This is a genomic window from Microbacterium sp. T2.11-28 (assembly GCF_950097975.1).
GTDB lineage: Bacteria > Actinomycetota > Actinomycetes > Actinomycetales > Microbacteriaceae > Microbacterium.
The window spans coordinates 12,496-39,012 of sequence record NZ_CATNHF010000003.1 but is presented as its reverse complement, the minus strand read 5'-3'; the positions used below and the strand labels follow the sequence as shown (position 1 = coordinate 39,012).

Genomic DNA, 26,517 nt, shown 5'->3' with positions numbered 1-26,517 from the left:
CGGCCACGACGATCAGGCTGCTTCGGGTCGGCGGTAGCTGATCACCGAGTTGTCGAAGAGCGTCAGCAGCCCGTCCTCACCGCTGTCGAGGTCGCGGTATTCGATCGCGAGGTACTCGTCGTCGACGACGTCGGGCTCCACTCCTTCGACCACTCCCCACAGCCCCAGAGTCGCGTCGACGAGCAGGAGATCTCCGACCTCGAGCTCCACCGCGGGGCCCTCGAGGGATTCGCCGTATCCGTCGCCGTCAGCGGCCGCGTCGACGTCCGGTGCATCGTCGTCGACTTCGGGCACGAACCGGACCCGTTCACGAGAGTCCAGTGGGGTGACATTGGAGGGTCGAAGCGCGTCGTGCTTGGTCGTCGACGGTACCGATGCATCCCAAGCGACAATCTCGGCCGAGGACCACTGGAAGTAGTCGGGCTCGAGCTCCTCCCCCTCGCCGTCGTCGGTGAGCTCCGCTTCCGGGTCGCGCACCATCATCCGCTCGTAGTCGGCAGCGTCGGGACGCAGCGCCGCCAGGTGATCCCAGTCCGCCTTGTCGGTGGAGTCGAGCTTGGCGGGGTCGGGGGTGTAGAACGCCTGAATCTCGACGGGCTGAGATTCGGCGTTCAGAGTGACACCGCGGCCACGCTTGTTGCGAGGGATCGCGACACCGACCGCGAAGCTGTCCCACATCATGTTGGCGCCCTGCGGGGAGAGACGACCGAAGCTGACGCGGGCGCCGAAGTTGTCTCGCATCTCACCGCCGAGGAACTCGACGTCGGGGCGCTGCAGACCGAGCAGGATGTGGATCTTCGCCGACCGTGCCAGTCGCGCGAGATCGGAGAGCAGATCGAGAACGGGGGCCTGCGCCGGCGCACCCTTCGGCTTCACCGTCTTGTACCAGCGCTGCACGCGCGCCTTGAACGTCGCGTACTCGTCGATGATCAACGCGAGGGGGTCGAAGTCCTCGAGCCGGGCCGTGCCGTTCTCGAGCTGCGAGTACCGCTCCTCCATGAGCTCGTGCGCAGCGTGCAGCATCCGCACCTGGTGCTCCACCCGCGCGCCGACGAGCTCGACGTTGGGCCAGTCCCGGAATCCGGCGAACTCGATCCGCTTCCCATCGAGTACCCACACCCGCCAGTGAGCGTGCGCGAGATGGGTGAGCACCGTGTGCTGGAAGCTGGTCTTTCCCGATCCGGTTCCACCGATGACGAGGCAATGCGGGGAGACCGCCGGATGCCACGACTGGATCTGACCGTCTTCGTCAGGACCGATCGGGATCTTGAACGCCTTGTAGGCGGCGTGGGTGAGTGCGGCCGCGGGCTCCACTTCGTGCAGGACCATGTCGGGCATCGTCGGTCGGACCTCGAACGTGATCTTGTCGCCCTCGAGATCCCAGTGCGCACGCCACCGGCCAGGGAGCATCGAGGAGACCACCTTCTCGACCTGGGAGCGCCGCGCCGCGATCGCCATCTTCGGTCCCACGTTGTGCTTGACGTCGATCTTCGAGACCGAGCCGTCATCGGCACTCTTCACCGAGACGCTCGCGGTCGGGTCGATGACCAGCTTGACGACCTCGATCGCGCGCTGCTGCTCACGGGAGACCGGATCACTCACGGGTGCGAGCTCGACGACGAGCACGCACCGCCTCGAGTTGTGCTTGCGTACCCGGTACTCGGCACCAAGCCTGCGTGCAAGGCCTGCGAGGATCTGGTCGACGAAGCGGGGGTCGGTGTCATCGACGTGCGAGGCGTACCGGATCTTGATGCGCTCCGGGAGGCCCACCCATCCACGAGTCCACTTCACCGGCACGACGAGAGCACGGGTTGGCTGTGCCGCACCGAGCATCGGAAGGACCGCCTCGATCGCCGGGTCCATCCGCCCTTCCCGTTGGAAGGTCCGCACGCCGGATGCGACCGCGCCGGCGGCGAGCAACACGGCCACGACCCACACCAGCGGGATCAGATCGGTGAACGGGCGCACCGCGTTCAACCCGGTGGCGGCGGTCGCCAGTGCGATGCACAGCAGCGCCGGGATGATCCCGGTCAGCTGACGCCGAGGAAGAACACCCAGAGCCACCGTCGCCGGTGCAGGTGGGCGCGCCGGCGGACGAGATGCCACACGAGTTGTCGTTGCCATTCGAGCCTCCTGAGTGGGCCGAGTACTTCACGACCCTCTTGCGAGGTATAGGCCGGAGATCTGCTCCTTCGCGGACATCGCGGATTCTCCCCGCGTCTGACGCACTCGTGATGTCCCCTGTGCAAGAGTGTGCTCGAGGAGATCGCCACGGCGGCTGGAAAGGGTTATTGCGCCACATCGCGGCGCAGACCAGCGCAATACCTCCGCCACACCCGCGCTTGACACGGGTGATAGGATCAAGCCCGATTGGCGTTCTGCCGCAGGCACGGTTGTCGAATCGAGCTTGAACCCCTCCCCCTGGGAAATATTTCCAGCAGGCACACCCGCGCAGTTATGTGTCGTGTCTCACTCCAGTTGTCCGATTCTCACGGACCTGTCGAGTCGTCTCACTCCACTTGTCGGATTCTCACTCCAGTTGTCCGATGCTCGGCGCGCCGCGTAGTGCTGCTTCGAGGCGGGAGCAGCAGGGTCGGATTCGTGACAACTCGTGTGAGACAGACCGCTCTGCCGGGACTGCACCGCGAATGAGAGAAGTCCCGGTCAGCCCATCCGAGATCCGACAAGTCAAGCGAGATCCGACATTATGGCGCAATACTGCGCCGCACATCGGCGGCATACTGCACCGCACACCCGGTGCAACACGTCGCCGTGGCGCGGAGTCGGGTCAGTCGTTGGAGTCGGTCGGCGGGGTCTGCGCCTGTCGCCGGCGCTCCCACTCGCCTCGCAGCCATTCGCCCTGTCGTTGTGCTGCAGCGCGGCTGATCCCTCGCGCCTTGGCCGGCGCCGGCGGGAACGGGGCACCCTCGTTGTAGAGCTGCTCAAGGCGGTCGGCTTCCCGCATGAAGGCGACCTCGACGAGACCGGCCAGCGCGGGCGCACCCTCCGGCTCATCCCTCGTCGACCACCACGCAGCCTTGAGGCGCGCGTGCAGCGCGACCGGCAGGTAGTAGGTCTGATGGCGGTATCCCGCGGCTCCTCTTGGGTTCACACCCTGGGCACGGTCGGGGGCAGGAGGGAAAGGGGAGCCGGCGTTGTAGAGCTGCTCGAGGCGGTTGGTCTCGCGGCCGATGGCGACCTCGACGAGACCGGCCAGCGCGGGCGCACCCTCCGGCTCATCCCTCGTCGACCACCACGCAGCCTTGAGCCGTGCATGCAGCGCGACCGGCAGGAAGTATGCGATCGAGCGGTAGCCGGTGGCCGACACTGACCCGGCGGGTCGGTCGGTGTCACCAGCGGCGTTGACATCTGTTGAGGGCACGAGTCACCGTCTGGGTGGGAGAGGCTTCGGCCCCGTTTCGGGCCGGGGCTGCCCCCAGCCTACAGGCCGGTTTCCAGGCCGTCAGGAGGGTTACATGCCGCGAGTTGACTCGGTTTTCCAGGGGGGTCAGAGGCGTCGGCAAGTGCCGTCTGTGGGACAGATCTCGATGCCATACAGGCGGAGGAACTCTTCGGGGTTCACGTAGCCGGCGTACTGCGAGGGGGCACCGAGTGCAGTCGCCTCCTGCAGCCCGGCGACGGCCTGATTCGTCGTCCCGTTCTTGTTGACGGCCAGGTGCAGGTGGCATCCCCCACTGGGCGGCACGTTCCCGACGACACCGATCTGCTGGCCGGCGGTGACGGTGTCTCCGACGTCGACGAGCCGCTCGCTCTTGTACATATGCAGGTAGGACACCACGAACCCATCGGGGTGCTTGATCGACAACCACAGTGAGCTGCTGAGAGTCACCGTGCCCGGCAGGACCGCGTAGACAGGGTCGCCGCACGGGTTTGGCCAGCGCTGCAGGTCGATTCCGACATGCCAACTCGACGCACCCGGAACGGTGATGTCGCGCGGCCCGTAGCCGGAGGTCATCTGGTAGCCGGCCGCAAGGGGGAAAGCGGCCTGCCCGACGACAGTGCTGCTGTCGCAGCTGATCGACCCGCCGACCGCGGTGATGATCTGCTGTGCTGCGGGCTCCCACTTGTCGTAAGCGGTCGGGTATGCGGAGACCTGCACGGTCTGCGCGGCCTCCCCCAGCCCCATGTCCTCCCAGCCGGGGATGTCGAGCAGCCCACGCGGCGATCCGCCGTTGGGGCCCTCCTCGCCGCCGAAGAACGCCTTGGCTGCGTAGAGGGGGTCCATGAGCTCCTCGACGGTGCCCCAGCCCGACACACGCTGCTGGAAGTAGTTGACGGAGTCGTGGTCGCTGCCGACCGCGTCGTGCGGGTAATCGAGGGACTCAGGCACGGAGGAGTTGGCGTACATCTTCAAGCCGGACTCCTGCAGCGCGGTCATGATCGCGATCTGCTGGCCCCGCGCGGACACGCCCAGTGAGCGGGCGACCGAGAGGATGGTGGCCGCGTGGCCGAGCTCCGTCGCACCGAGGGTGCGGGTCGATCCTCCTGTGGTCTGGACCTCGAGCTTGTCGGTGGTCAGCGACCCCGCGGTGCACTGCGACGACCCACCGCCGGAGGCGCCGGCGATCGCCATCATCAGGAACATCGTGTAGCCGGCGAAGAGCACCACCGGCACCAGCACGAGCGCGATCACCCAGAGGACGACCTTGCGCGAACCACCACCGTCCCCGTCGTCTCCCCCATTGACGGCGCCGGCGACGTCGGCAGAGCGCTCGAGTACTCCCGATGCGGACATGCGGGGTTACTTCTGTGCGATCGCGAGCCGGGCGCGCATCTCACCGCTGCGCGGAGAGCGAGGCGCGCGCGCCGGCAGGGACGAGATGTCGACGACACCTGACGAGGGGCGCCGTTCGATGTGTCCCATGCCCGAGGAGTCGACGACGATCCGTCGAGGACCGTCCGGGGTGCGCGTGGGCGCCGGGCCCTGGTCGACGACCATCGAGACCACCTTCGGGTCGCCCGCAGCTCGCGGCTTGCTCGCGCCTGCCGCGGCCGCGGAGACAGCCTTCGACGCTCCCTTGCTCGCGACTCGGCCACCGACCTCGAGCGCCGCGGCGCCGGCGGCGCCGGCCACACCGCCCGCTGCGGCACCCTTGCCGATCCGCGCGGCCGTGAAGACCAGGTCCGCGGTCTTCGAGGCCTTGGCGGCAGCACCCGCGCCAGCGCCGCCCCCAGAGCCCATCTGAGGCGACGGGAGGGCGGGACGGCTCGGTGAGCCGCCAGAGGGCGTCGAGGGCGGCTTGGGAGCCGCGGGCGGGCGTGTAGCGGTCATTGTGCCGATGTCCTGCGCAGCCCCCGCGCCGAAGTTGATGGAGCGCGCGTCGACCTTGTTGTCAGGGCGACGCAGCGCCGCGGCCGCGACGGTGGATACGGCGCTCATCGCCGCGACGGTCTTGACCCCGTCGCGCTGCGCCGGCGCGCCCTTGCCGATGCCGTACTTGGAGAGCTGCTCGGCGATCGACCGGCCGGTCTTCTTGGCAATGCGACGCGCTCGGATGATGAGGAACAGCAGCACGATCATCACCAGCGTCGCAAAGGTCATCTGCGCGACGAGCGGGATTCCCAGGCTGCTGAGCCCGGTGATCGCTGCGACGGTGAGCTTGAGGACGGCCGCCATGACGACTGCCATGAAGACGATGGCGACCAGGCCCATGAAGGTGTCGGCGAGGGACTTCCACAGCGGGTATCGGTTGACCGGGAGGATCCCGATGTAGACGTTCCACATGGTCTTGAGTGCGGAGATCAGGAAGCCGAGAACCGTGACTAGGAACAGCACCCCGAAGGCCATCGGCAGGATGAACAGGGTGAGCGCTCCGGGGGTCATCGTGACGGCCGTGAGCACCTGGCCGAAGTTCGGATTCTGGTTGAACGTCTTCGCCGCCTCGTCGCACCCGCCGACCGCGTCACGGACCTCGTTGCCGCCGGTCTGGATGGGCGCCGAGTTGGTCATCGTGTCGGTGAACGTCGCGGCGCACTGCCCCTCGAGGGCGTGGCCGAACGCGATCGTCTGCGCAGGGATCTTCACGAAGATGTCGACCAGCTGCGACGTGACCGCAGCTGACAGCAGGTTCTCGGAGTCGAGCTCCGTGCTGTTGATGTCGTCGGTGACGACGACGGCAGCGATCTGACCGCCGTACTCCTGGGCGGTGTCGAATGCTCCGCCTGCGGCGGTGAGCGAGGCGATCGGGTTAGCGAGCAGACCGGTCGCCAGCACCGCACAGCACGCAGAGATGAACAACTCCGCCCACCCGGTGGAGTGCCGGCCGAGCATGATCGCCAGGCCCGCGACACCGCCGGCGATCGTCAGCGCGAACGGGATCCATGCGATCTCGCCGAGGAAGTCCTGCAAGAGGTCGGCCAGCGCGCCGAACGGTGCCGCGACGATGTCGACCCACTCGAAGGAGAGCAGCCAGTTGCAGAACCAGATCATCCACGACACCAGACCCAGATGCCCGGTCCAGATCGGGTCGATCCACATGGAGATGAAGAACTTCCCCATCGTGAACACATCGCCGCGGTCCAGTGGAAGCACCGTGTAGTTGGTCAGCGGGACGCCGTCGCTGTCAGTGATGTCGCCGCCGAGCATGAACGGGGACGAGCCGCCGCCGTCAGCGGCGAAGGCCCAGTACGTGTTGCCGAACAGGACCAGGAACAGGTCGATCAGGACGACGGCGATGACCTTGCTCCACCGCGGGTGATCGTGCGCCCAGAAACGGACCCGCCAGAACGCGCCGCCCAGAGTCTCGAAGGTGTGCCGGTAGAAGGTGATCATGGTGTCACCAGAGACGGGGTCGACAGCACGGCTTCGCGGCGGTCGGGGCGCTCGGGCAGCGTCTTGCGGAACTTCCCGATTCGACCGCGCTGGTCACGGATCAGTCCCTCGCCGCGCCGCTCCGGGGCGACCTTTCCGTCCGCCCCGAGCGGGGACAGGTCTTCGGTGACCACCTGGACCATCGCCGGGTCCGCGGGCTCGCCGGTCAGCCACTCGATCGCGCGGCGAGCGAGCTCCTTGTCGGTCTGGCGCATCACGTAGCGGGTCTTGAGCAGGCCTCGGGTCTGGGTTTCTCCGAAGTCGGCGGGGTCGTGCGAGCCGAGGGCGAAGAACGCGCGGTGCTTGCGACCGTCGCGGATGCCGATGCGCAGGTCGCGCTCTCCCTCCGGTGACTGGGTGATGTGGTGGCACTCGTCGAAGTAGGCGCCGGCGAGCTCGCCGGGGTTCATGAAGCAGACCTCGCGGGAGATCCCCATGAGCATCGCGTACATGGCGCGGCCGTAGATCTTTTCCAGGGGCATCTCCTCGAACAGGTGCGCGTGCTCGAGCTCGGTCTTGTCTGGCAGCGACAGCCCATGGGTGAGGAAGACCAGGGCACGCGATTTCAGGTCGACAGCGGTCAGCCCGTCATTGAAGAGAACCTCGCCGATGTCCTTCGACGCGACCAGGTTGATCAGGCCCGACAGCTCATCGCTCTCCGCCGAGGAGATCGTCTTGAGGTGCGCCCGCAGGCGACCGAGGCTGGTGATGTCGTGCGCGGCGACGTACTCCGGCTCGAGGAGGCGGGACAGGGCGACGCCTCGGGAGTCGCGGGCCCGGATGCCGAGCATCACCGCGAAGAGCGACTGCACCATGCGTGCGCCGACGAGAGGGCCGAACACCCGCAGCGGGTCCAGCGAGTACTCCGGGGTCATCAGGTCAACGATCGTCGTGGTGTCCGGCCGGAGGCTCTGCGCGAAAACCGCGTACTCCTTGGCCTCTGTGCGGTCGATCGCGACGACGCGGCCGTTGCGGTCGACCGTGTCGCCCATGTCTCCCTTGAGCAGCACGCTCTTGCCGGCGCCGAGCTCGGCGACCACGCCGAAGCTGGCGCTGGTGTCGGCCTGGATACTGCCGTCCGCGTCGCGGAGGATCGGGGTGTGCCGGGCGGTGCTGATGTTCTCGCCGAAGCGGGCGCCCTTCTCGTCTCCGAGCTCGTTGCTGGAAAGCGGAACGCCGGTCGCGAACTCCCGGCCCGTCGTGATCTGGGTGAGCTCACGGACGATGCGCCCGGTGGGCGTGCCGGGGATCATCGCCCACCAAAGCTCCTCCTGACCTCCCAGGGGAGCCTCGAGGAGGAAGTCAGCGCGCTTGTACTCGTCTGCCACGAACCGGCCCTTAGCCTTCGCGAGATCGGCGGTATCTGCCCCCACAGCGAACAGCACCGTCGCCTGAACCTCGACCTCCTTATCGGAGCGGTTGAGGGAGGCGTGGTAGGCGGCCAGCGTCTCCGCGATCTCTCCGAGGTCGGATCCGCCGCCGGTGATCGTCGCGGTGCCCTCCTGGTGCTTGTACTGCTCCTCGAGGGCGGTTTCGGCCTTCTTGTTGCGACGCTTGACCTCGTCGGCGCCGGTGACGGTGAAACGGATCCCCCAGTCGACGTCAAGGGGGAACTGGTCGACGTGTGAGATCCACTCGACGCCGGGCGAAACCCAGCCGGCCTTGGGTGCGGCGACCATGGCCTGCACCACCTGGTAGGACGACGTCTCGTCCGCGTAGGGGCTGTGCACCTTGAGGTAGCGGCGCTTGAACGGGAGGAACTGCTGCCCCTTGGGAAGGTCGCTCTGTCCGCCTTCGTCGAGCCATGGGTTCGGCATCGCGGAGGGCATCTGGAAGTGCGCGAGCTCGTCGACGCCGAATCCGTCCTCGGTACCCTCGGCGGGCGGGACAGGGGCGGCGAGATCTGCGGAGAGGCCGCGCTGCTGCGAGTGAAGGGCGATCCAGATCTGCTCGGCCGGCGTTGCACGGGTCGGCTGGAACGCGGCCGGGATGCGAACCTCGATCTCCTTGGCCATCCGCGCGGCCGCAGCGATCTCGGAGTCGGTAGGCAGCTGACGGGGAAGAGCCAACGTGTCGCGCAGCTTGGTGTCGGCGGCGCGCACTGCCGACCTCGCGCGAGCCTTCATCGAACCGGCCGCGAGCGGGACCGAGAACCAGAACGCGCGCGTTCCAAGCGGGATCTGCTCGAGCGCGTCCAGGGTCAGCTCGACCTCGCGCGCCCAGTCCGGACACTCGTCGATGCGAACACCGTCCAGCATCCGCTCCACGACAGACACCGGATCCAGGTCAGCGCACAGCCCCAGCAGCAGTCCCTCGCCCCGGTGCGCCTGGAAGAGCGCCTGGTGGTGCGCCTTGACGAGCTGCTTTGCCGCCGTGGTGGCGTAGGCATACGGGAGCGGCTGCAGCCGCCACGTAGCCCAGACCACGCCCGAGCGGGTCCACATCAGGTTGCTCGTCATCGCTGTTGCCGGAATCTGCATCGTCGTCTCGTTTCTCAGTCGGTCGGCGTGGCCAGCAGCAGATCGCGACCGCCGCTGAGGGGTGCCGTGATCGGCGTGCCGCCGAGGATGGGGAGGAGGGCTGCGTAGCTCGTGGTAGCGGGGTCCGCACAGATCGGCCCACGCGCGGTCTCCGCCTTGACCACGAGGGTCTTGATGACGTAGCCGCGGCCTCGGCCGATGATGCCGAGCGGGATGTCGGTGTTGTTCATGGTCAGTTGCCTCCTCGGGCTTGCTGCAGCAGGCGCTCGACGCCGCTGACCGCGTGTGCGGGTGCGTGCGCCGGCAGCGGCGTCGAGCGCGGCTGCAGGACCGGCTGCGCCACGACGGGCGCTTCCGGTGCGGGTGCGGTGGTCTCGCTATCCGGGGTGGTGAGCGTGGCTCCGACCGGCTCGGCGATCGTTGTTCCGCCGCCTGCGAAGTGGGGCGGGCGAACCCGCATGGTCACTCCGCGGTAGCGGCCGGCTGCGGGGCGGGTCATCGCGGACAGGCCGCTGGTGATGATGCTCAGCAGGTTCCGGCGTGTGGCCGGGATCCTTCCGGCTCCCCACGCTGCTCCCCAGGACACGAAGGCAGCGACGGGGATATCGACGATCGGAGAGCCAGTCCCCCACACGCTCTGCGTCAGCAGGGCGACGACCAGGACGATCGCCAGGACGACGCCCTGCGTCAGCGTGTAGGGGCCCCCGGGGATCTTCGTGCCGTCGTGGAGACGGCCGATGAACTTTGGGAACCGGCGGCTGCGCGTGTAGAAGCGCGCAACCTCTCTCTCTTCGTCGCGATCGGCCACGTTCGCCCCTTTACGCGACCAGCCGGTAGACCGTGTCGCCGGCCGCGGTGGTGGTCTCGTTGAGCACCAGGGCGTCCGCCGGAGCTGCGATCTGATGGATCGTGACTCCGATGGCGTCGACGGTCTCGGTCTGGATGAGGCCCATGACCCACTCGCCACCGCCGGCGGCGAGGAACATGGCCAGGCCGCACGCGATGCCGGTGATGATGGTCGTCGCCATGGCGAACCGCACCTTGGCGGCGACGACGAAGAAGATCACTGCTGCTGCGAGAAACACGACCGCCCGGAAAGCAGTCGTCGCATCAGCGGTGATCCCGTTGATCCAATCGAACATGGTTGGTGTTCCTTCCTTAGTTGCCGTTACCGGACGGTGTCGGCGTGGGGGTTGTCGATCCCTTGTCGGAGACCGCTTGCGGTGCAAGATCAATGGCGCTGACCTCCCAGCGGGAGGCACGCGCGGTGAGGGTGAGCGTGTACGTCGAGGTCACTTGCTGGTCCAGCGGGCTCAGCAGTGAGACGGTCGCGAGCACCTTGAGGGTGTCGCCATCGCTCGGGGACTCCGTAGGCGTCAGGTCTGACCGCATCTCCTCGACGTTGACCATCACGTAGGGGGCGGGCGAGATCGCCACGAAAGATGTGTCCGGGGCGCTGTATCGGGACAGGTCACCCGAGCCGGCAAGGTACGCGCCGAGGAACGCCGACACTGTCTCCGCGGACGGGTCAGAGGATCCGATGGTCTGCTTGTAGACCAGCGACGTTGTCTCGCCCTGGACGGGAGCGGAGATCTGGGCCGGGAGACCGACTGCCCTCACCGTGTCCCCGTTGACCGCGATCGCCACCTGGAAGTAGCGGCGCGGCCAGCTCGTCGTGCTGGTGTCGTCGGAGTCCGTCACCGACAGCTCCTTGATGTTCGCCGCGACGACGACGTTGACGAAGTCCGAGCCGTCGACGGGCGTGATGGAGACCACGGACAGGTCGCGGTACTCCCAGGCCGTGACCGACAGCTGCCGCAGCGCCGCCAGGTCGACGTAGGTAGCCAGGTCGCCCGGTGCGTCCTTCGTCGCGCTCAGCCACGAGGAGACGAAGCCCTCCGCGTAACCGCCGGCAGCCTGCTGCTGCGTGCTCAGTCCCGCTGCCTGCGCCTCGGGCGCTGCGGCGACGACGGGCGCCGGACGTGCGGCCGCGGCGAAGAGCGCGATAGGCCCACACGCGATCGCGGCGAACAGAAGCGCGGACAGCAGCTTGCCGCCCAGCTGCCGACCATGGGTCCAGCTGCTCCCCTGTGCCGGGACGGTCTTCGTCTCCTTGGCCGGCTTCGACGTCTTCTCACGACGCGCCATTATGCAGCTCCTCCCACTCGCAGCTGCGCCACCCGCAGAGCTGCCGGCACCGCTGCCGAAAGCTCCTCAACCGCCTTCACCACGCGACCATGCGTGGAGGGGTCGAAGGGTGCGTCGAGAGTGCTCGCCACTGCTTCCTCGAACCCCTGGCGCGCACGGATCGCGCGTGCAGCGTCGGGCTTGAATCCTTCCCACATGGCGTCGTCGGCGCTGTCTGCGGTGCTGCTCTCGCTCACGTTTCTGTCCCTTCCGCGGAGTCCTGATGCCTCCCGACCAACGGGGGCATATCTGTATAGGCCGGGTTTTCGGCCCTTCGCGGACATCGCGGATCGAAGAAATCTTGCGTGGATATTGCGCCCATGCAGCGAGGCATGGAAACCGCCCCTGAACAGGTATTTACAGCATCGGATCGCAACTCAGATCCACCGAAGCCAGCATCCGCCGATCGGGCGCTCTCCTGCCCGGCCGGAACTTTCCAGGATCTGAACCAGGGGTGCTGAGGAACGTGGCCCTTCGTCAACCGACGTCACGACGAAGGGCCATTTCTCATGACTGCTTGGGCGAAGACATCACCTCTTGCCGACCAGCTGTTCGATGAGTGGAACAGCTTCCACTCCCACACCACTCACCACTTCGGAACGCTCGGCGAGCTGACTGGCGATGAGGCCGTGAACCTCATCCGGCAGCCGCAAGCTCCCGAACAGCGCGACGCGCTCCTGCTCGAGCTGCTCACCCTCGAGCACGCCGGCGATACCATCGCCGGCCGCGTCCTGCTCAAGTCGTTCATGCCGCTCGCGCTGCGGCTGCCGAGCAGCTGCAGCAGCATGCGCAGCCTGTGGCAGCACTCCCCCGCCGACGCCCGTACCGCGACGATCGGCGTGCTCTGGGAGGTCATTCACACCTACCCGCTCGAGCGGGTCCACTCCGTCTCCGGAAACATCCGCCTCGAGACGATCAAGAACCTCGGAGTCTGGTTCGGCAGCGAGCACAGCGTCGACGCAATGCCGGTCGAAGACGAGCTGCTCGAGAAGATCGCAGGCCCCGACGAGAGCGATGACGTCTTCCGGGATCTGGTGACGATCCTCACCTGGGCGATCGACTCCGGCACCCTCCGCCGCGACGAGGTCCAGCTGCTTGCTCGCATCGAGCTCGCGGAGGGTGATCCCGGTGTGGCGCGTGAGGAAGCAGCTGTCGAGCTCGGCGTCAGCCGGGAGACGCTCAACCGCCGAGTGTGCCGAATCCGCACCAAGCTCATGCAGGCCGTCAGCGGCGACATGGAGGCCAAGGTCTCCTACGCCCCGCGCCGCAGCTGAGCCAACCCGCCATCCAGGGGGCAAGCGCAGTCGACGAGTCGAGCGCTCCCCACAGGCCGGAGCAACACTCCCGCTCCGCCCCCCCAGACAGACAGGGCCTCTGGATGGCCCCCAGGGGCCCTGTCTTCCCCTCCGCCTCACTCGGAGCCCTCCTCATGGCCGAAATCGCCTCAGCAGGCCGCACAGGCCCGTCTACGCCCGCATCCATCGTTTGGATGCCCCACCACGACTCCATGACCAGCCCTCGCGACACCGCGCACCCCACCATCGCCAGCGCCGCGCTACACACGCGCCACCCCGCCGCCATGCTCTGCGCTGTACCCTCGCAGCAACACCGCGATAGCCTCCGCCACTCCCCCGCCAGATCACCGCATCACTTGCGCGATACGCTGAGCAACCCCCGCGCCATACCCGCGCCAGCCATCCGCAATATCAACTGCAATATTCGCGCTATTACATCGCCCTACCCGCGCATGCTGTTGCGCTCTAACGTGCGCATTACGAGCGCCCGGCTGTCGCCTGTACGGCCCCTTACTTGCGCATTGCTTGTGCCCGTATGTAGCCACTATGGCGCGGGTCTTGTTTTAGATGATGCGCACTGTCAAGCGCTCTGCTTGCGTTGTTCTTGCACCGACAGAGCGCGTTCATCGCACAGTTCTAGCGCCGTAGCTCCACATGCTCTAGCGCATGTGTCGCGCCAGACACGCGCGATTGTTGTTGCATATAGGCGTGAATGTGACGCTATACTGGCGCCCATGAACCCGCCACAGTTGCCCCATACCCGCGCCACACATCCGCACACCGCGCGCTCGACTGGCGCGACCGCTGCCAACGCCCTCAGCCGTGGAGGCCGATCGTGAGAATCATCGGCGTCTGCAACCAGAAGGGCGGGGTGGGCAAGACCACCACCGTCATGAACCTCGCGGCCGCGCTGTCCCGCGCTAACAATGTGCTCGTGGTCGACGTCGACCCGCAGCAGTCCGCAGCACGCTGGGCCGAGCGCGCGGGGGATGACCTTCCGTTCGACTTCGCCGCCGACGTCGACCCCAACAACATCATGGGATTGCGTGACCTCGACGGATACGACATCGTCCTCGTCGACACACCTGGCAGCCATGAGAACACCGGCGTTCTCACCGCAGTCCTGCAGGTCGCCGACTTCATCGTCCTGCCGCTCGAAGCGGCCACCATGGCCATCGAGTCCGTCGCGGACACGCTCGCCGAGCACATCATCCCGACTGGGGTGCCCTACCGACTCCTGCTGAACAAGATCGACACCCGCCGAGGCGGGCGGCGACTCGAGGACTGGGAAGAGCAGCTCGACACCGTCGAGTTCATCGAAGGACAGATCGGACTCCCGCGGTTCCAGCGTCACATCCGCCTGTCCGCGAGCATCGAGGACGCTCCCTACGACGGCAAGGTCGTCACGCAGTACACCGATTCCCGCAAGAACCAAGCAGCGATCTCCGACTACACCAGTGTCGCGTTGGAGCTCACATCGCTGTGGGCCAACCAGATGAAGGAGGCCTGACGTGGCACGCCAGGATCTCGGAAAACTCACCCGCCGCGCCGTGCCGACGCCGGCTCCCGCAGAACCCGTGGAGCCCACCGTCGACCAGGCTCCGCCCACCGAGCCCGTCCCTGCAGCGGCGGTCGAACCTGCGGCCGCTCCTGCGAAGAAGCAGGCGCCGCGCAAGCAGCCGACTCGCACGACCCGCGCGGAGGACGAAGACGGGGGAGAGGGGGAGGAGCGGGAGACCGCGACCAAGGGCGTCCCTGTCCACCTTCCGGTCCCGCTGAACGACCGACTGCAGGCGTACATGGCCAAGACGCGCAAGAGCCACCAGACGGTCCTCCTGGACGCCGTCTCGGCCACCTATAAGCGTCTTCCTGAACTGATCCGCCAGGCCACCGCCGGCGGAGAAGAGACTGACGAGGACTGGACGGATCTGTTCAACCGGCAGAAGCGTCCCGCCCCCGTCACTGATGCGGGGCCTCGCGTCAAGCACACCGTGCGCGTTGCCCCGTCGTACCGCGCGATCCTCGATCGCGTCACCGCTGAACTCGATGCTCCCTCCCGGAACTTCGTCATCATCACCGCCTACGAGGCATTCCTTCCGCCTCTCGAATAGACGGTGCGGTGTCCAGCTACAGCAGAAGACCAGCTGTCGCGACAGCGGTATATGAGACACTCACCGAACTGCTTAGACACCTACGCCACATCCGCCCACGTTGAAGGACTGACTTCCAATGACCACCACCACTGACCGCAAGAGCAAGCGCACGAAAGACACCACCGAGCAGGGCGAGCAGAAGCAAGGACTCACTCCTGCAGTCCTGCAGCCGACGAAGTCTCGCCGGCGCCCCGCGATCATCGCCCTCGGCATCGCGCTTGTCCTCCTCGGCGGAATCGGCGTGTGGTGGGTCACCACGAACCTCACCCGCACCGTCAGCGTCATGGCGACCAGCGTCGATGTCTCACGCGGGGAGACGATCACCACAGACGACCTCACGACCATCCAGCTCGCCGGCGGGCAGCAGGTCGACGCCGTCTCCGCCGCGGATGCCGCCGACCTCGTCGGAACCACCGCGCTGGTCGACCTGCCCGCTGGCACCCTCATCACGTCGGCCAACACCGGCGACACCCTCGCGGTGCCGTCCGGCTCCTCGATCGTGGGCGTCACGCTCACCCAGGCGCAGATGCCCGGCTACCAGCTCGCAGCAGGCGACAACGTCCGTGTCGTCGAGACCCCCGTCACTCAGGGCGACCCGCCCGTCGAAACCCCCAAGAGCTTCGACGCCACGGTGTTCACCGCCACCTACGACACTGAGACCCAGGTGTGGGTTGTCGACCTGGTCGTGCCGAACCGTGAAGCACCCGACATCGCCGCTCGTGCCGCCACCGGCCGTGTCGCGCTGGTCATCGACTCGACGGGGGAGTGACCCCGCATGGCGATCATCTTCCTTGCCAGCGCGTCCGGCGCCCCCGGCGTGACCACCGCCGCCGGCGCCCTGGCCCTCAACTGGTCCAAGCCCGTGATCCTCGTCGAGGCTGACACCACCAAGACCAGCAGCATCATCCCCGGACTCATCCGCGGGCAGGTCTACCACAGCACCGGACTGACCGAAGCGGCCGTCGCAGACCAGTACGGCGCTCTGACCCCTGACAAGCTCTGGGAGCAGACCGTCGAGCTCAGCCCCCGCTCAGTGCTCATCCCCGGCTTCAAGAGCCTGCAGGGCGCCGCCGGCGCGGGCCCCCACTTCTGGCGGGCACTGCTCGACGCGCTGCGACCCTACGAGTCCGCCGGTTACGACATCCTCGTCGACGGCGGGCGCCTCCACGTCAACGACCCTCGTCTCCCGCTACTGCGCGAGGCGGACAGCATCACCCTGTTCACCGATCGCACGTTGCCCTCCGTGGCAGCCGTGCTCGCACACTGGCGATCCCTCGACGAGAACCGCAACACCGTCCCCGAGTGGCTGCTGAACACGCTCAACGAGATCGGGCACGCCAGCTACGTGGATCTCCTCGTTACCGAACGCTCCACCACGCAGGAGACCTGGCCTCTCAAGACCGTCACCAAGCAGATCGGCATGAACCTGCTGGGCACCATCCCCTGGGATCCGAAGGGCGCCGCTATCTACTCGGTCGGCGCACCCACCCTCGGTGCCCAGCGCACCCCCTACTCGCGGGCCATCGGCGCACTGCTGCACAGCTACAGCGATGTCCTCAACACCCGCACATACACAACCACCGACTGGGAGGGACAGCAGTGAGCGACTCCACGCCCGACCCTGCAGACCTGGGCAACATCCCGTTCTTCACCGCGCCAGCACCGGCCACCGCGCCGGCACCGGCAACACCGCAGGCACCAACGACCGCACCGGCCGACACGGGCCTGCGCAACCTGGGACACGCCGCCGCGCACCTGACCCGTGCGGCGCAGCGGAACGCTCCGGCCGAAGCCGCCCCCACGACACCTGCTGCTCCGATCGTGCCGACACCGCCCTCCACCCCCGAACGGCCTGCACCCGAGGTCACTCCGCAAACCACCCTCGACGCGCGCAGCGATCTGCCCTGGGCCGACATCGCCGCCATTCGCGACGAGGTCTCCCGTGAGCTCGCCGCGGTATTCAGCGAGTCCATGGACATCACTGCCGAGCAGCGCGAGCAGACAGCGCAGGACCACATCGTTGACCGGGTCCGAGCTCGCGTCGACGACCAGACCCGACGCCCCGGCGAGGGCCGCTGGCCGGCGCCGATGCAGACCGCGATCCGGCAGGCCGTCTTCGACCAGCTGTTCCGCCTGGGTCGGCTGCAGCCGCTCGTCGACGAGCCCGACGTTGAGAACATCCACATCAACGGGTTCGACGACGTCTGGATCTCCTACGCGGACGGCCGCGTGGTCAAGTACCAGTACCCGATCGCCGAGAATGACCGTGAGCTCGAGCGAGAGATCAACCTGCTCGCCGCCCGCTCGGGTGAGGGCGGACGATCGTTCACGAGCGCCCGGCCGCGACTGCACATGGACCTGCCCGGCGGAGCGCGCCTGGCAGCGATCGCCGAACCCGTCGCCACCCGCCCCACGATCGTCATCCGTATCCACCGCCTCGTCGACGTCACCCTCGACCAGCTCGTGGAGCGCGGCACCATCACCCGCCAGGCGGCAGCCTTCCTCCGCGCGGCCGTCATCGCCGGGGTCTCCGTCGTCACCAGCGGCTTCCCCGGCGCAGGCAAGACCACACTGCTGCGCGCGCTCGCCGACTGCATCCCGGCCGAGGAGAAGATCGTCACAATCGAGATGGAGCGTGAGCTCTACCTTCACAAGATCAACGACCGCCACCCTCGAGTGGTCTCGCTCGAGGCGAAGCCGGGGGAGGGGGAGCGTGGCGCCGATGGGCGGCTGCCTGGTGAGATCACCCCCGAAGACCTGGTCTACGACACCCTCCGACTGGACACGCAGCGCTTCATCGTTGGTGAGGTCCGCGGGCCTGAGATCTACGCCATGATGCAGGCCATGCAGTCCGGTGTCGGGTCGCTGTCCACTCTGCACGCCGCCAGCGCAGACGACTCGATCGACCGCATGTCGGCGCTGATGCTGTCGCGCGGCAACAACACGACCCCCGTGTACGCCTACCGGATGATCGAGCAGAACATCAAGATCGTGGTGCAGATCTCGAAGATCATCGACCCCGCTACCGGCAAGCCCCGCCGCGTCGTCACCGAGATCGCCGAGATCCTGCCCGGCGAGGAGCAGAACAACTCCCGCCCTGTGGCTTCTCAGGTGTTCCGCTTCGACCGATCCACCGGCAGCCTCATCACCGCTGACATGCCATCGCCGCGGCTCCTCGAGGAGCTCAAGTTCTACGGCTTCGATCCCGCGAACCTGGGAGTGTGAGATGACTACCGCAACCCTCGCTCTGTGCATCATCGTCGCGGTGGCCGGCGCGATCCTGGTCATCCTCGGCGCCGCCCATAAGCCCAGCACCAGTGGGCTGCCCACGCGCAGCGCACTTCGCGGGAAGGCGACACGCGACTTCACCCGCACGCAGCAGATCCAGCTCGTCGGCGGCGCCGCGGTCGGTCTGGTGTTCGCGCTGATCACCGGATGGTGGCTGCTCGTGATCGCGGTGCCCGTCGCCGCTGTCGGCCTGCCATGGCTGCTGCAGAAGGGCCCCGAGGAGAACACGATCGCCAAGCTCGACGCCCTCGAGTCCTGGACCCGCAGCCTCGCCGGCCTCACCGTCTCCGGTGCCGGCCTCGAACGCACCATCGCCGCATCGCTGAGCAGCTGCCCCGAAGCGATCCGCCCACAGGTCACGCAGCTCGTCGCGCGCATCAACGCCCGGTGGACCACCACCGCGGCGCTGCAGGCGTTTGCCGACGATCTCAACGACGAGACCGCGGACGTGCTCGTGATGCATCTTCTCCGCAAGGCCGAGCTCCGCGGCTCCGGTCTCGCCGCCTCGCTCGAGGATCTCGCCAAGAGCATCTTCGAGCGGGTCAAGATGCGCCGACAGATCGAAGCCGACCGCGCCACCCCGCGCAACGAGGCCAGGTTCGTCGTCTACTTCACCGTCGCGCTGCTCGTACTTCTGGTCCTCGCCCAGCAGTACTCCGCCCCCTACGGCACCCCGATCGGTCAACTCCTGTTCGCCGCGTACCTCGTCAGCTACGCCCTCGTACTGCTGTGGATGCGACGCATCAGCCGCGGCGTGCCGGCACCCCGTCTGCTCGTTGCCTCCGAGAAAGCTGGTGAGAAGTGAACCTCGCACTAATCGTCCTCCCTGGCCTCGTCCTGGGGCTCGGCTTCGCGCTGGTCATCGCCGCACTGGTGCCCACCCAGCCCAGCCTCTCCGCAGCGCTCGATCGGATCGGCACCACCACCGTCGCCGCCGACCCCGCCTACGCCGCCACCCTTGAGAACCGGGTAGGCTCAGCCGTCCTCCGTCGCGTCGGCGACAGCCCCTCGCTCAAGATCCCCACCCGCGATCTGCGCCTGATCGGCATGAGCGTCAACCGGTTCCTGTACCAGAAGGTGCTCTCCGCCGGCCTCGGCCTCATCGCCCCCATCGCGATCGGACTGATCTTCCAAGTCCTCGGCCTGACCGCGTTCTACATCCCCGCACTGTTCGGCATCCCCCTCGCCATCGGCGGCTGGTACCTGCCCAACCTGCTCGTCCGCGACCAAGCCGAAGCCGCCCGCAAGGAGTTCTCCCGCTCGGTCGCCGTCTACATGGAGCTCGTCGGATCCGAACGCATCAGCGGCGCCCCTCCCGGCAAAGCCCTCGAGTCCGCAGCCCAAGTCGGACGCAACTGGGCCTTCGTCCGTATCCGCCAAACCCTCACCGAAGCCCGCTACGCCGGTACCGCCCCCTGGGACGCGCTCGAGCAGCTCTCCGTCGAGATCAACGTCCCCGACCTGGGTGAAATCGCCAAGGTGATCAGGCTCTCAGGGGAGCAAGGAGCATCGGTATATGAGACACTCAGGGCACGGGGGCAGAACCTCCGGGACCGACTTCTGAATGACGAAGTGACGGAGGCGAACAAAGCAACCAACAAGATGACCATCCCGATGACCCTCACCGGCGTCCTCTTCATGCTCCTCCTCGGCACACCGTTCGTTCTCAACGCTTTCTTCTGAAAGGTTGTTTATCCACCGATGTCCGCGAAGGCTCCAAACCGGGGCCTATACCTAGTAGACCAAGCACCACCCACCCAGAGAGAGAAAGGAACCAGGATCCTATGTCGACCCTGAGCCGAGAGTTCCTGTCCCGCATGCGCGGGCGGGCAGCTCGCTTCACCGAAGAGCCCGAACGTGGCTCCATCACCCTCGAGCAGGTCATCTGGACCGCCGGGATCGCGCTCGCCGCGGTGGCCGTCGTGGCGATCATCGTCACCGCGATCAACGCCTACGCCGGTCAGATCCCCACCGGCTGAAAGAGCCACCCGCAGATGGTCCGCACCACCAACCCCGGTCACCGGCAGCGCCTCAGAGAAGCGCTCGCCGGTGATCGGGGTGCGGCCACGCTGCAGAACACGATCATCGCCCCGGTACTGCTGCTCGTCCTCGCGGTCTTCCTGCACCTGGGCATCATCCTTCACGCCAACAACCTCGCCCACGCCGCCGCCACCAGCGCCTACAACGCCGCCCGCGCCTACAACGCCAGCGGAACAGACGGCTCCACCGCCGGCCTCGCTGTCCTGAACCAGTCCGGCTCACCGATCAGCGGCGCGTCCGTCGCGGTCGACCGCGGCGCCAACACCGTGACAGTGACCGTCACCGGCAACGCCCCCTCCTTCGTCCCCGGACTGACCACCAACATCGACGTCACCGTGACCGGCCCCACTGAAAGGTGGGTCAACTGATGCGCACCATCCGCACCCTCATTGCCAAGCTCCGCGACGACCGCGGCTCCGCCGGCCTCGAGATCGCCATCCTCGCCCCGGCCCTCGCCGCCGTGCTCGTGCTGCTCGCAGCTTCCGGACGTCTCGCTCTGGCCGGCAATGCCGTCGAGTCCGCAGCGTCAGCCGCAGCTCGCGAAGCCTCGCTCGCGCGCACCACAGCCGAGGCGCAGGAAGCCGCCGAAGACATGGCGCGGATCTCGATGGAACAGTCCGGCGTCAACTGCACCACCCTCTCCGTCAACATCGACGCCTCTGGCCTGAGCGCCCCGATCGGGACCACCGGCCGAGTCAGTGCGACCGTCTCCTGCACCGTCGCACTCAGCGACGCCGCCATGATCGGCCTCCCCGGCACCCGCGACCTCACAGGCACCGCTGCTTCTCCGGTCGACGCCTACAGGGAGCGGCGATGAAAACCATGATCCAGAGGCTCCAAGCCAAGTTCCGTGACGACAAGGGCGTCGCGACGATCTACTTCGTCATCATGACCGTCGCGTTCCTCGCGATCGTCGGACTCGTCGTCGACGGCGCCGGCAAGGTGCAAGCCAACCAGCAGGCCTACACCACCGCAGCCAGTGCCGCCCGAGCCGCAGCGAACGCGGTCAGCGGCCAAGCGATCATCGACGGCACCACCGCGATCGACAGCAACCGAGCCGTCAGCGCCGCCAACGGCTACCTCGCCGCCGCTGGCGTCGGAGGAAGCGTCGCCGTCAGCGGCGACCGCATCACCGTCACCGTCGACACCGACTACTCGGCAACCTTCCTCCCCGTGCCGTTCCCCGTCCAAGCCACAGCCACCGCAGAGCTGATCACCCAATAGGAGCCCCACCATGAGCATCAAGCGCCTCGCCATCGCCGGCATCATCGCCGCCGCACTGACGCTGACCGCATGCACGGGCACCGGCAACCAGAACCCCACCGCCAGCCCCACAGACACCCCGACCCCCACGCCTACCGCCAGCAACGCACAGGTTCCGCCGCCGGCGAGCGAGGATGAGGCGATCACCGCAGCGGAGACCGTGCTGACCCAGTACTTCGTCACACGGGGCGAGGTCAACGCAGCTGGTGGTACCGATACTGCGCCGCTTGAGGCGTGGGCGACCGGGCGAGCTCTCGAGGTCGCTGTCAACGATGCAGCTGGCATCGCAGAGGGGCCGATTCTCAACGTCGACCAGGTGAACGTCGAAGGCCCCGCAACCACAGAGGGAGCGATCAAGTACGAAACGGTTGCTTCCTACGGGCAGGAGTGGGAAGGCATCGAGAACGGTCTTGTCACGATCAATGCCTGCCAGGACGCGAGCGAGTACAAGGTCTGGGCTAGCGACGGGTCGGAGGCCATGCGCCCCGAAGCTCGCAGCACCTTCGACTACCAGGTCGTCTACGACAGCGAGAGCGAGACCTGGCTGGTTTACAACCTGATCAGTCTGGGGGAGAGCTGCTGACCGTAGCTCGGGAGATCGCATGCTGAAACGACTAGTCACCGCCCTTGCCTCGATCGCCTTGATCGCAGGCACCTTGATGGCCACGGCTGCGCCTGCTAATGCTGCCGGTGGTGTTTGGTGTGACCCGGAGTCTTCGCGTTGCTACCTCACGATCTCGATACCTTCGGATCCGGCGCCGAACCCGGACAGCAACGGGTGGACCCCTGGCGCACCGACCTGCTACTACGAGAACTCGCAGTCTGGCCTTCTGCAGCTGGGCTGGACCGAGGATCAGATTCGAGTGTTCGAGGGCGGCACCTACCAGCGCTTCTACGCGATCATCGACTGCGGTGGATCCGACTCGTACTGGTCGAACACGCGGCAGTGCTACGTCTTTATGAAGGACGGCGTATGGCCGGCCCGCCCGCCGGGCTACTCGCAGGAGGCCGGCTACTACGGCTGCATCATGTTCAACCCGACGCCCGGTGGATCGCCGGGCCTGGGCACGGAGAGCAACTTCTGGGGTGAGACGGTCCCGCCGGGGCTGCGGGTGCTCACTCCGGGTGCCGCTGCTCAACAGCTCATCTCCACGTTCGCCCTGCGCGGCATCGACATCGGCATGGCTCCCGAGGTCAACCCGGAATGGGGTCACCGTCGCGGCTACGTCGGGGTGCCGATCTGGCTCTGGGTCAACAACCCCGAGCCCCTGACCTGGGGCCCCTATACGGAGACCGCGACGCTGGGTGGGCAGACGATCACGGCGACCGCTCAGGCCACGTCCGTTCGCTGGCAGATGGGCGACGGCGCGTCGACGACCTGCGGCAACACCGGCACCCCGTACAACGTCGGCTACGGCATGACGACGTCGCCGACCTGCGGTTACCAGTACACGTCGACCTCGAGCCGGAACCCCGGCGATCGCTTCACGGTCACGGCCACGACGAACTGGACCGTGACGTGGACCTCTCTCGCCGGCCCCGGCGGCACCATCAACCTGACCACCAACAGCGCAGTCGACCTCGAGGTCAACGAGCTGCAGACGGTCATCGTCCCCTGACCCCCAAGGAGGCATCATGAACCGCATCGGAAAGGGCCTCGGGTCGCTGATCCTGCTCGCCGTGCTCCTGGTCGGTATCCCCGCCGGGCTCGTGTTCTTCGCCGGCAACCCGCTGCCGTCGTGGGACGAGCTCGTGGCCGGGTTCACGATGCGCGACTACACCGGATCCTTCCTGATCGGGACGATCATGCCGATCGTCGCGTGGATCGCGTGGGCGACCTTCGCTGTCGGCTTCCTCGCCGAGCTGCCCGCGCAGCTGCGCGGCGTGCCGCGGCCGCGGATCCCTGGCCTCGGCGTCCAGCAGAAGGTCATGGGCGGTCTGCTCGCCGCAGTCATCGCACTGTTCTCGCCCGCGGCCGCGTTTGCGTCAGAGGTACCCACACAGCCTTCGGTGTCGATGAGCACCTCTGTCGTCTCGGTTGCGACCACCGAGGCTGCGACTGAGGAGGCCCCTGTCGTCGAGGCAGGCCCGCAGTACGTGGTGACGGGTACGGACACACTCGCCCGGATCGCGGAGAGCACGCTGGGCGACCGCAGCCGCGCTGCAGAGATCTCCGCGCTCAACCTCGGTGTGCAGCAGGCCGATGGGGGAGCGCTGACCGCATCGGGATGGCTGCAGGAGGGATGGGTGCTCACCCTGCCGGCAGACGCCGTCGTGCCAGCCGCAGCGGATGTCGCGGCAGCGCCTGCAAGCGCCGAGGCGGAGACGGTCACCGAGATCACCTACGAGCAGCGTGCCATCGTCTCCGGCGACACCCTGTGGGACATCGCGGCCGAGGAGCTCGGCGACGGTACCCGCTACCCCGAGATCTTCGAGGCCTCGAAAGACATCGTTCAGCCTGGCGGCGGCACCATCACCGATCCGAACTGGATCTACCCCGGCCAGCAGGTCAACATCCCCGTGGCCACCGTCGTCCCCATCGCTCCGACCGACGACGCGGCGGGCACCACCGGCAGCACTGGCTCGATCGACACGGACGAGGGCGCTGCCGGCGCCGTCGACGTCGACGCAGACGAGGGTGCTGGTGCCGCGGGTGCTGGCGGCGGCGCCGACGAAGGCGCTGGCGCGTCGGGTGCGGATGCCGCGGCCGAGGACGAGGCCACAAGCGGTCTGGGGTTCACCACGGATGCCACCCAGGCGCCCGCCGACGAGGCGCCCGTCGACGAGGCTGCAGCTCCGGCCGCGGCCGTCGACGTCGACGAGGACGACACGAGCGGCATTGAGGACTACTTCCAGGTCGCCACCATCGGAGGCATCGGCGCCACACTCGCCGCCGGCCTCCTCACCCTCCTCGGGTGGCGGCGTCTCAAGCAGCGCCGCGACCGCAAGCCCCGCCAGCGGATCGCGATGCCCGACGAGACGGTGTCCTCCGTGGAGCTCGAGCTGCGCGCCGTGGAGAACCCGCTGGGCGCCGAGGCGGTCGACACAGCCCTGCGCCACCTGGCCGTGTGGGCGCAGGAAACCGGCAGCCGGCTCCCCGCGCTGTACGCCCTCCGCCTCGATGAGAGCTCGGTCGCCGTCTACCTCGACGAGCCGACCGACCTTCCGGCACCGTTCACCCAGTACGACCCCGAAGACAAGCTCGCTTGGATGGTCGCGCTGACCGACCTCGAGCCTCTCGACACGGTCCCGTCCGCGCCGTACCCGGCGCTGGTCATGCTCGGCCACGACGACAACAACGGGCACATCTTCGTCGACCTGGAACGGATCGGTGCGCTCAACGTCACCGGCGCCACCGGAGAGCTGCGCCAGGGCGTGCTTACCGCCATCGCGATCGAGCTCGCCGCGAACACCTGGTCTGAGGACGTCCAGGTCACCCTCGTCGGCGTCGGCGATCGCCTCCCGCTCGCGCTCGGCAGCGGCCGCGTGCGTCACGTCGAGGACACCGACACGCTGCTGCGCAACCTGCACGGACAGGCCGCGGCGGTCGAAGCTGCTCTCGCTGAGCTCGGCGTCGACGGGCTCGAGCAGGCACGTACTACCGGAGCGGATGCGGAGGCCTGGGCGCCGGAAATCATCATCCTCGGCGACAACCCGGACGAAGCCACCCGTGAAGCCATCAGCGAGCTGGTCACCCGGATCCCGCGGGTCGGTATCGCAGCTGTCAGCGCCGGCCACCTGACGGGCAGCTGGAACCTGGCACTCACCGAGGACCGTCGAGCTCAGCTCGAGATCCCCGGCACCGGCGTCGCCATCCCGATCACCCCGCAGCTTGTCGGCACGCGCGAGTACAACGAGATCCTCGCGCTGTTCGACGTCGCCACAGAGGGCGCCGCTACCGGCGTCGCGCTCGACGACGAACTCGAGCTCGACGAGATCCCCGCCGCTGCAGTCGAAGCCGACGAGGTCGAAGCCGAGCAGCTCCCGCTCGTCGACGAGCCCGACGTCGAGATCTCCGAGCCTGTCGCCGCCGAGAAGGAGGCGGAGATCTCCGAGGCGGACGAGGCAGCACCCGCCGCCGTCGACGAGGAGCCGGCGGAGACCGTCACGGTCGACCTGGTCGACGAGGAGGCCGCGGCCGAGCACGACGAGCCGCTCGCGGCGATCACACCGCTGCACCGTGGGCCGTACCTGCAGCTGCTCGGACCCGTCGAGGTTCGCGGCGCGCGTGGAGAGGCGCCGGTGAACCCGAACACCGCCGCGCAGTGGCGATCGGCAATCCGCAAGGGGACCGAGCTGGTCGCGTTCTTGTCGGTGAACCCGAACGCCACCGCCGAGCAGGTACACGCCGTGTTCTGGCCCGGCCAGATCGCCTCGGGCAAGAAGGCAAACGACGACCGCAACGGGCTGACCTCCAAGACTCGCCGCTGGCTCGGACAGAACGATGACGGCGAGCTCTATGTGCCGCTCGTGACGACGGGGGAGTACCGGCTGCACGAGGACGTCCGCTCCGACTGGCAGGACTTCCTCGGTCTCATCGGTGACGAGATCTCTGACACCCCCACCGACCGGCTGCTCGCTGCGCTCGAGCTCGTCAAGGGACAGCCCATCAGCGGCGTCCCCGACAAGCGCTACGTGTTCGCCGACCGGCTGCGCAACGAAATGATCGCGACCATTGGCGACGTCGCCCATGAGGTAGCCACCCGCAGCCTGTCCACAGGGAAGGTCCGACACGCACGCCTCGCCTCCGCGATCGGACGCATGGTCGACCCCATCAACGAGGTCTTCTGGCGTGACGGTCTGCGCGCCGAGCACCAGGCAGGCGACCACGCCGGCGTCGAGCGACTGATCACGCAGCTCGAGCAGAACCTTGCCGCCGTCGACGAGGACTACGAGCCCGACACCGAGACGCAGTCCCTCATCGCTCAGCTGCGACAGCGCCACGCGATCGCCAGCTGACCCATGACCACAACTCGTGA

General features: G+C 67.5%; 25 protein-coding genes. 15 read left to right on the top strand and 10 right to left on the bottom strand.

Annotation, left to right across the window (positions count from 1 at the left end; translation table 11 throughout):
- Nucleotides 1-12: 12 nt before the first annotated feature.
- The 10 genes from QQZ13_RS05465 to QQZ13_RS05420 form a co-directional block, all read right to left on the bottom strand.
- Nucleotides 13-2,064 (bottom strand): FtsK/SpoIIIE domain-containing protein, encoded by a 2,052-nt coding sequence (locus QQZ13_RS05465; protein WP_052323136.1) that lies wholly within the window; start codon nucleotides 2,062-2,064, stop codon nucleotides 13-15.
- Between the two features lie 724 nt (nucleotides 2,065-2,788).
- Complete coding sequence (locus QQZ13_RS05460; RefSeq protein ID WP_005052738.1) at nucleotides 2,789-3,382, bottom strand: hypothetical protein; 594 nt, start codon at nucleotides 3,380-3,382, stop codon at nucleotides 2,789-2,791.
- A 126-nt stretch (nucleotides 3,383-3,508) separates the two neighbouring features.
- A complete protein-coding gene (locus tag QQZ13_RS05455) occupies nucleotides 3,509-4,756 on the bottom strand; it encodes a M23 family metallopeptidase (RefSeq protein ID WP_005052737.1) in 1,248 nt (415 codons plus the stop codon).
- Nucleotides 4,757-4,762: 6 nt separating this feature from the next.
- Nucleotides 4,763-6,793: a hypothetical protein gene (locus QQZ13_RS05450; protein ID WP_005052735.1), complete on the bottom strand. Its 2,031-nt coding sequence runs from the start codon at nucleotides 6,791-6,793 to the stop codon at nucleotides 4,763-4,765.
- Complete coding sequence (locus QQZ13_RS05445) at nucleotides 6,790-9,291, bottom strand: ATP-binding protein (protein WP_043341023.1); 2,502 nt, start codon at nucleotides 9,289-9,291, stop codon at nucleotides 6,790-6,792. Before QQZ13_RS05445 ends, QQZ13_RS05450 begins: the two co-directional genes overlap by 4 nt.
- 35 nt (nucleotides 9,292-9,326) lie before the next feature.
- Entirely contained in the window at nucleotides 9,327-9,542 is a 216-nt protein-coding gene (locus QQZ13_RS05440) for a hypothetical protein (protein WP_005052730.1), read from the bottom strand.
- A gap of 2 nt (nucleotides 9,543-9,544) precedes the next feature.
- Nucleotides 9,545-10,120 (bottom strand): hypothetical protein, encoded by a 576-nt coding sequence (locus QQZ13_RS05435; RefSeq protein ID WP_005052728.1) that lies wholly within the window; start codon nucleotides 10,118-10,120, stop codon nucleotides 9,545-9,547.
- Nucleotides 10,121-10,130: 10 nt separating this feature from the next.
- The gene (locus tag QQZ13_RS05430; RefSeq protein ID WP_005052725.1) at nucleotides 10,131-10,454 is read right to left on the bottom strand and encodes a hypothetical protein; all 324 of its coding nucleotides are present in this window, start codon (nucleotides 10,452-10,454) and stop codon (nucleotides 10,131-10,133) included.
- A gap of 16 nt (nucleotides 10,455-10,470) precedes the next feature.
- Nucleotides 10,471-11,460 (bottom strand): conjugal transfer protein, encoded by a 990-nt coding sequence (locus tag QQZ13_RS05425; protein WP_005052723.1) that lies wholly within the window; start codon nucleotides 11,458-11,460, stop codon nucleotides 10,471-10,473.
- On the bottom strand, nucleotides 11,460-11,696 hold the full coding sequence (locus tag QQZ13_RS05420) for a hypothetical protein (protein ID WP_005052720.1): 237 nt from the start codon (nucleotides 11,694-11,696) through the stop codon (nucleotides 11,460-11,462). Before QQZ13_RS05420 ends, QQZ13_RS05425 begins: the two co-directional genes overlap by 1 nt.
- A gap of 312 nt (nucleotides 11,697-12,008) precedes the next feature.
- Between QQZ13_RS05420 and QQZ13_RS05415 the strand changes: the two genes are divergently transcribed.
- The 15 genes from QQZ13_RS05415 to QQZ13_RS05345 all read left to right on the top strand — a co-directional run bounded on the left by QQZ13_RS05415 (nucleotide 12,009) and on the right by QQZ13_RS05345 (nucleotide 26,497).
- Nucleotides 12,009-12,773, top strand: coding sequence for a hypothetical protein (locus QQZ13_RS05415; protein WP_005052717.1), 765 nt, complete (start codon nucleotides 12,009-12,011; stop codon nucleotides 12,771-12,773).
- A gap of 856 nt (nucleotides 12,774-13,629) precedes the next feature.
- On the top strand, nucleotides 13,630-14,304 hold the full coding sequence (locus tag QQZ13_RS05410) for a ParA family protein (RefSeq protein ID WP_005052715.1): 675 nt from the start codon (nucleotides 13,630-13,632) through the stop codon (nucleotides 14,302-14,304).
- Nucleotide 14,305: 1 nt separating this feature from the next.
- On the top strand, nucleotides 14,306-14,905 hold the full coding sequence (locus QQZ13_RS05405) for a hypothetical protein (protein WP_005052713.1): 600 nt from the start codon (nucleotides 14,306-14,308) through the stop codon (nucleotides 14,903-14,905).
- Between the two features lie 118 nt (nucleotides 14,906-15,023).
- On the top strand, nucleotides 15,024-15,716 hold the full coding sequence (locus QQZ13_RS05400) for an SAF domain-containing protein (protein ID WP_005052710.1): 693 nt from the start codon (nucleotides 15,024-15,026) through the stop codon (nucleotides 15,714-15,716).
- 6 nt (nucleotides 15,717-15,722) lie between these two features.
- On the top strand, nucleotides 15,723-16,550 hold the full coding sequence (locus tag QQZ13_RS05395) for a hypothetical protein (RefSeq protein ID WP_005052708.1): 828 nt from the start codon (nucleotides 15,723-15,725) through the stop codon (nucleotides 16,548-16,550).
- Nucleotides 16,547-18,172, top strand: a complete 1,626-nt coding sequence (locus QQZ13_RS05390) for a CpaF family protein (RefSeq protein ID WP_005052704.1) — start codon at nucleotides 16,547-16,549, stop codon at nucleotides 18,170-18,172. The genes QQZ13_RS05395 and QQZ13_RS05390 overlap by 4 nt, the downstream gene beginning before the upstream one ends.
- A gap of 1 nt (nucleotide 18,173) precedes the next feature.
- On the top strand, nucleotides 18,174-19,040 hold the full coding sequence (locus QQZ13_RS05385; RefSeq protein WP_005052702.1) for a type II secretion system F family protein: 867 nt from the start codon (nucleotides 18,174-18,176) through the stop codon (nucleotides 19,038-19,040).
- The gene (locus QQZ13_RS05380; protein WP_005052700.1) at nucleotides 19,037-19,918 is read left to right on the top strand and encodes a type II secretion system F family protein; all 882 of its coding nucleotides are present in this window, start codon (nucleotides 19,037-19,039) and stop codon (nucleotides 19,916-19,918) included. The genes QQZ13_RS05385 and QQZ13_RS05380 overlap by 4 nt, the downstream gene beginning before the upstream one ends.
- A 101-nt stretch (nucleotides 19,919-20,019) precedes the next feature.
- Nucleotides 20,020-20,214 (top strand): hypothetical protein, encoded by a 195-nt coding sequence (locus QQZ13_RS05375; RefSeq protein ID WP_005052697.1) that lies wholly within the window; start codon nucleotides 20,020-20,022, stop codon nucleotides 20,212-20,214.
- Nucleotides 20,215-20,229: 15 nt separating this feature from the next.
- Nucleotides 20,230-20,643: a TadE/TadG family type IV pilus assembly protein gene (locus tag QQZ13_RS05370; protein ID WP_005052695.1), complete on the top strand. Its 414-nt coding sequence runs from the start codon at nucleotides 20,230-20,232 to the stop codon at nucleotides 20,641-20,643.
- Complete coding sequence (locus tag QQZ13_RS05365; RefSeq protein WP_005052692.1) at nucleotides 20,643-21,092, top strand: hypothetical protein; 450 nt, start codon at nucleotides 20,643-20,645, stop codon at nucleotides 21,090-21,092. The genes QQZ13_RS05370 and QQZ13_RS05365 overlap by 1 nt, the downstream gene beginning before the upstream one ends.
- The gene (locus QQZ13_RS05360; protein WP_005052691.1) at nucleotides 21,089-21,499 is read left to right on the top strand and encodes a pilus assembly protein TadG-related protein; all 411 of its coding nucleotides are present in this window, start codon (nucleotides 21,089-21,091) and stop codon (nucleotides 21,497-21,499) included. Before QQZ13_RS05365 ends, QQZ13_RS05360 begins: the two co-directional genes overlap by 4 nt.
- 10 nt (nucleotides 21,500-21,509) lie before the next feature.
- The gene (locus QQZ13_RS05355; protein ID WP_005052688.1) at nucleotides 21,510-22,121 is read left to right on the top strand and encodes a hypothetical protein; all 612 of its coding nucleotides are present in this window, start codon (nucleotides 21,510-21,512) and stop codon (nucleotides 22,119-22,121) included.
- Nucleotides 22,122-22,401: 280 nt separating this feature from the next.
- Nucleotides 22,402-23,157, top strand: coding sequence for a hypothetical protein (locus tag QQZ13_RS05350; RefSeq protein ID WP_253247343.1), 756 nt, complete (start codon nucleotides 22,402-22,404; stop codon nucleotides 23,155-23,157).
- A gap of 16 nt (nucleotides 23,158-23,173) precedes the next feature.
- On the top strand, nucleotides 23,174-26,497 hold the full coding sequence (locus tag QQZ13_RS05345; RefSeq protein ID WP_005052682.1) for a LysM peptidoglycan-binding domain-containing protein: 3,324 nt from the start codon (nucleotides 23,174-23,176) through the stop codon (nucleotides 26,495-26,497).
- Nucleotides 26,498-26,517 lie beyond the last annotated feature (20 nt).

What these genes read in the sequence shown, in the direction of transcription:
- QQZ13_RS05400 (WP_005052710.1), top strand. Translation starts at nt 15,024, where the DNA reads ATGACCACCACCACTGACCGCAAGAGCAAGCGCACGAAAGACACCACC.
- QQZ13_RS05385 (WP_005052702.1), top strand. Translation starts at nt 18,174, where the DNA reads ATGACTACCGCAACCCTCGCTCTGTGCATCATCGTCGCGGTGGCCGGC.
- QQZ13_RS05445 (WP_043341023.1), bottom strand. Translation starts at nt 9,291, where the DNA reads ATGACGAGCAACCTGATGTGGACCCGCTCGGGCGTGGTCTGGGCTACG.
- QQZ13_RS05355 (WP_005052688.1), top strand. Translation starts at nt 21,510, where the DNA reads ATGAGCATCAAGCGCCTCGCCATCGCCGGCATCATCGCCGCCGCACTG.
- QQZ13_RS05430 (WP_005052725.1), bottom strand. Translation starts at nt 10,454, where the DNA reads ATGTTCGATTGGATCAACGGGATCACCGCTGATGCGACGACTGCTTTC.
- QQZ13_RS05365 (WP_005052692.1), top strand. Translation starts at nt 20,643, where the DNA reads ATGCGCACCATCCGCACCCTCATTGCCAAGCTCCGCGACGACCGCGGC.
- QQZ13_RS05395 (WP_005052708.1), top strand. Translation starts at nt 15,723, where the DNA reads ATGGCGATCATCTTCCTTGCCAGCGCGTCCGGCGCCCCCGGCGTGACC.
- QQZ13_RS05375 (WP_005052697.1), top strand. Translation starts at nt 20,020, where the DNA reads ATGTCGACCCTGAGCCGAGAGTTCCTGTCCCGCATGCGCGGGCGGGCA.
- QQZ13_RS05370 (WP_005052695.1), top strand. Translation starts at nt 20,230, where the DNA reads ATGGTCCGCACCACCAACCCCGGTCACCGGCAGCGCCTCAGAGAAGCG.
- QQZ13_RS05450 (WP_005052735.1), bottom strand. Translation starts at nt 6,793, where the DNA reads ATGATCACCTTCTACCGGCACACCTTCGAGACTCTGGGCGGCGCGTTC.
- QQZ13_RS05455 (WP_005052737.1), bottom strand. Translation starts at nt 4,756, where the DNA reads ATGTCCGCATCGGGAGTACTCGAGCGCTCTGCCGACGTCGCCGGCGCC.
- QQZ13_RS05345 (WP_005052682.1), top strand. Translation starts at nt 23,174, where the DNA reads ATGAACCGCATCGGAAAGGGCCTCGGGTCGCTGATCCTGCTCGCCGTG.
- QQZ13_RS05415 (WP_005052717.1), top strand. Translation starts at nt 12,009, where the DNA reads ATGACTGCTTGGGCGAAGACATCACCTCTTGCCGACCAGCTGTTCGAT.
- QQZ13_RS05440 (WP_005052730.1), bottom strand. Translation starts at nt 9,542, where the DNA reads ATGAACAACACCGACATCCCGCTCGGCATCATCGGCCGAGGCCGCGGC.
- QQZ13_RS05360 (WP_005052691.1), top strand. Translation starts at nt 21,089, where the DNA reads ATGAAAACCATGATCCAGAGGCTCCAAGCCAAGTTCCGTGACGACAAG.
- QQZ13_RS05425 (WP_005052723.1), bottom strand. Translation starts at nt 11,460, where the DNA reads ATGGCGCGTCGTGAGAAGACGTCGAAGCCGGCCAAGGAGACGAAGACC.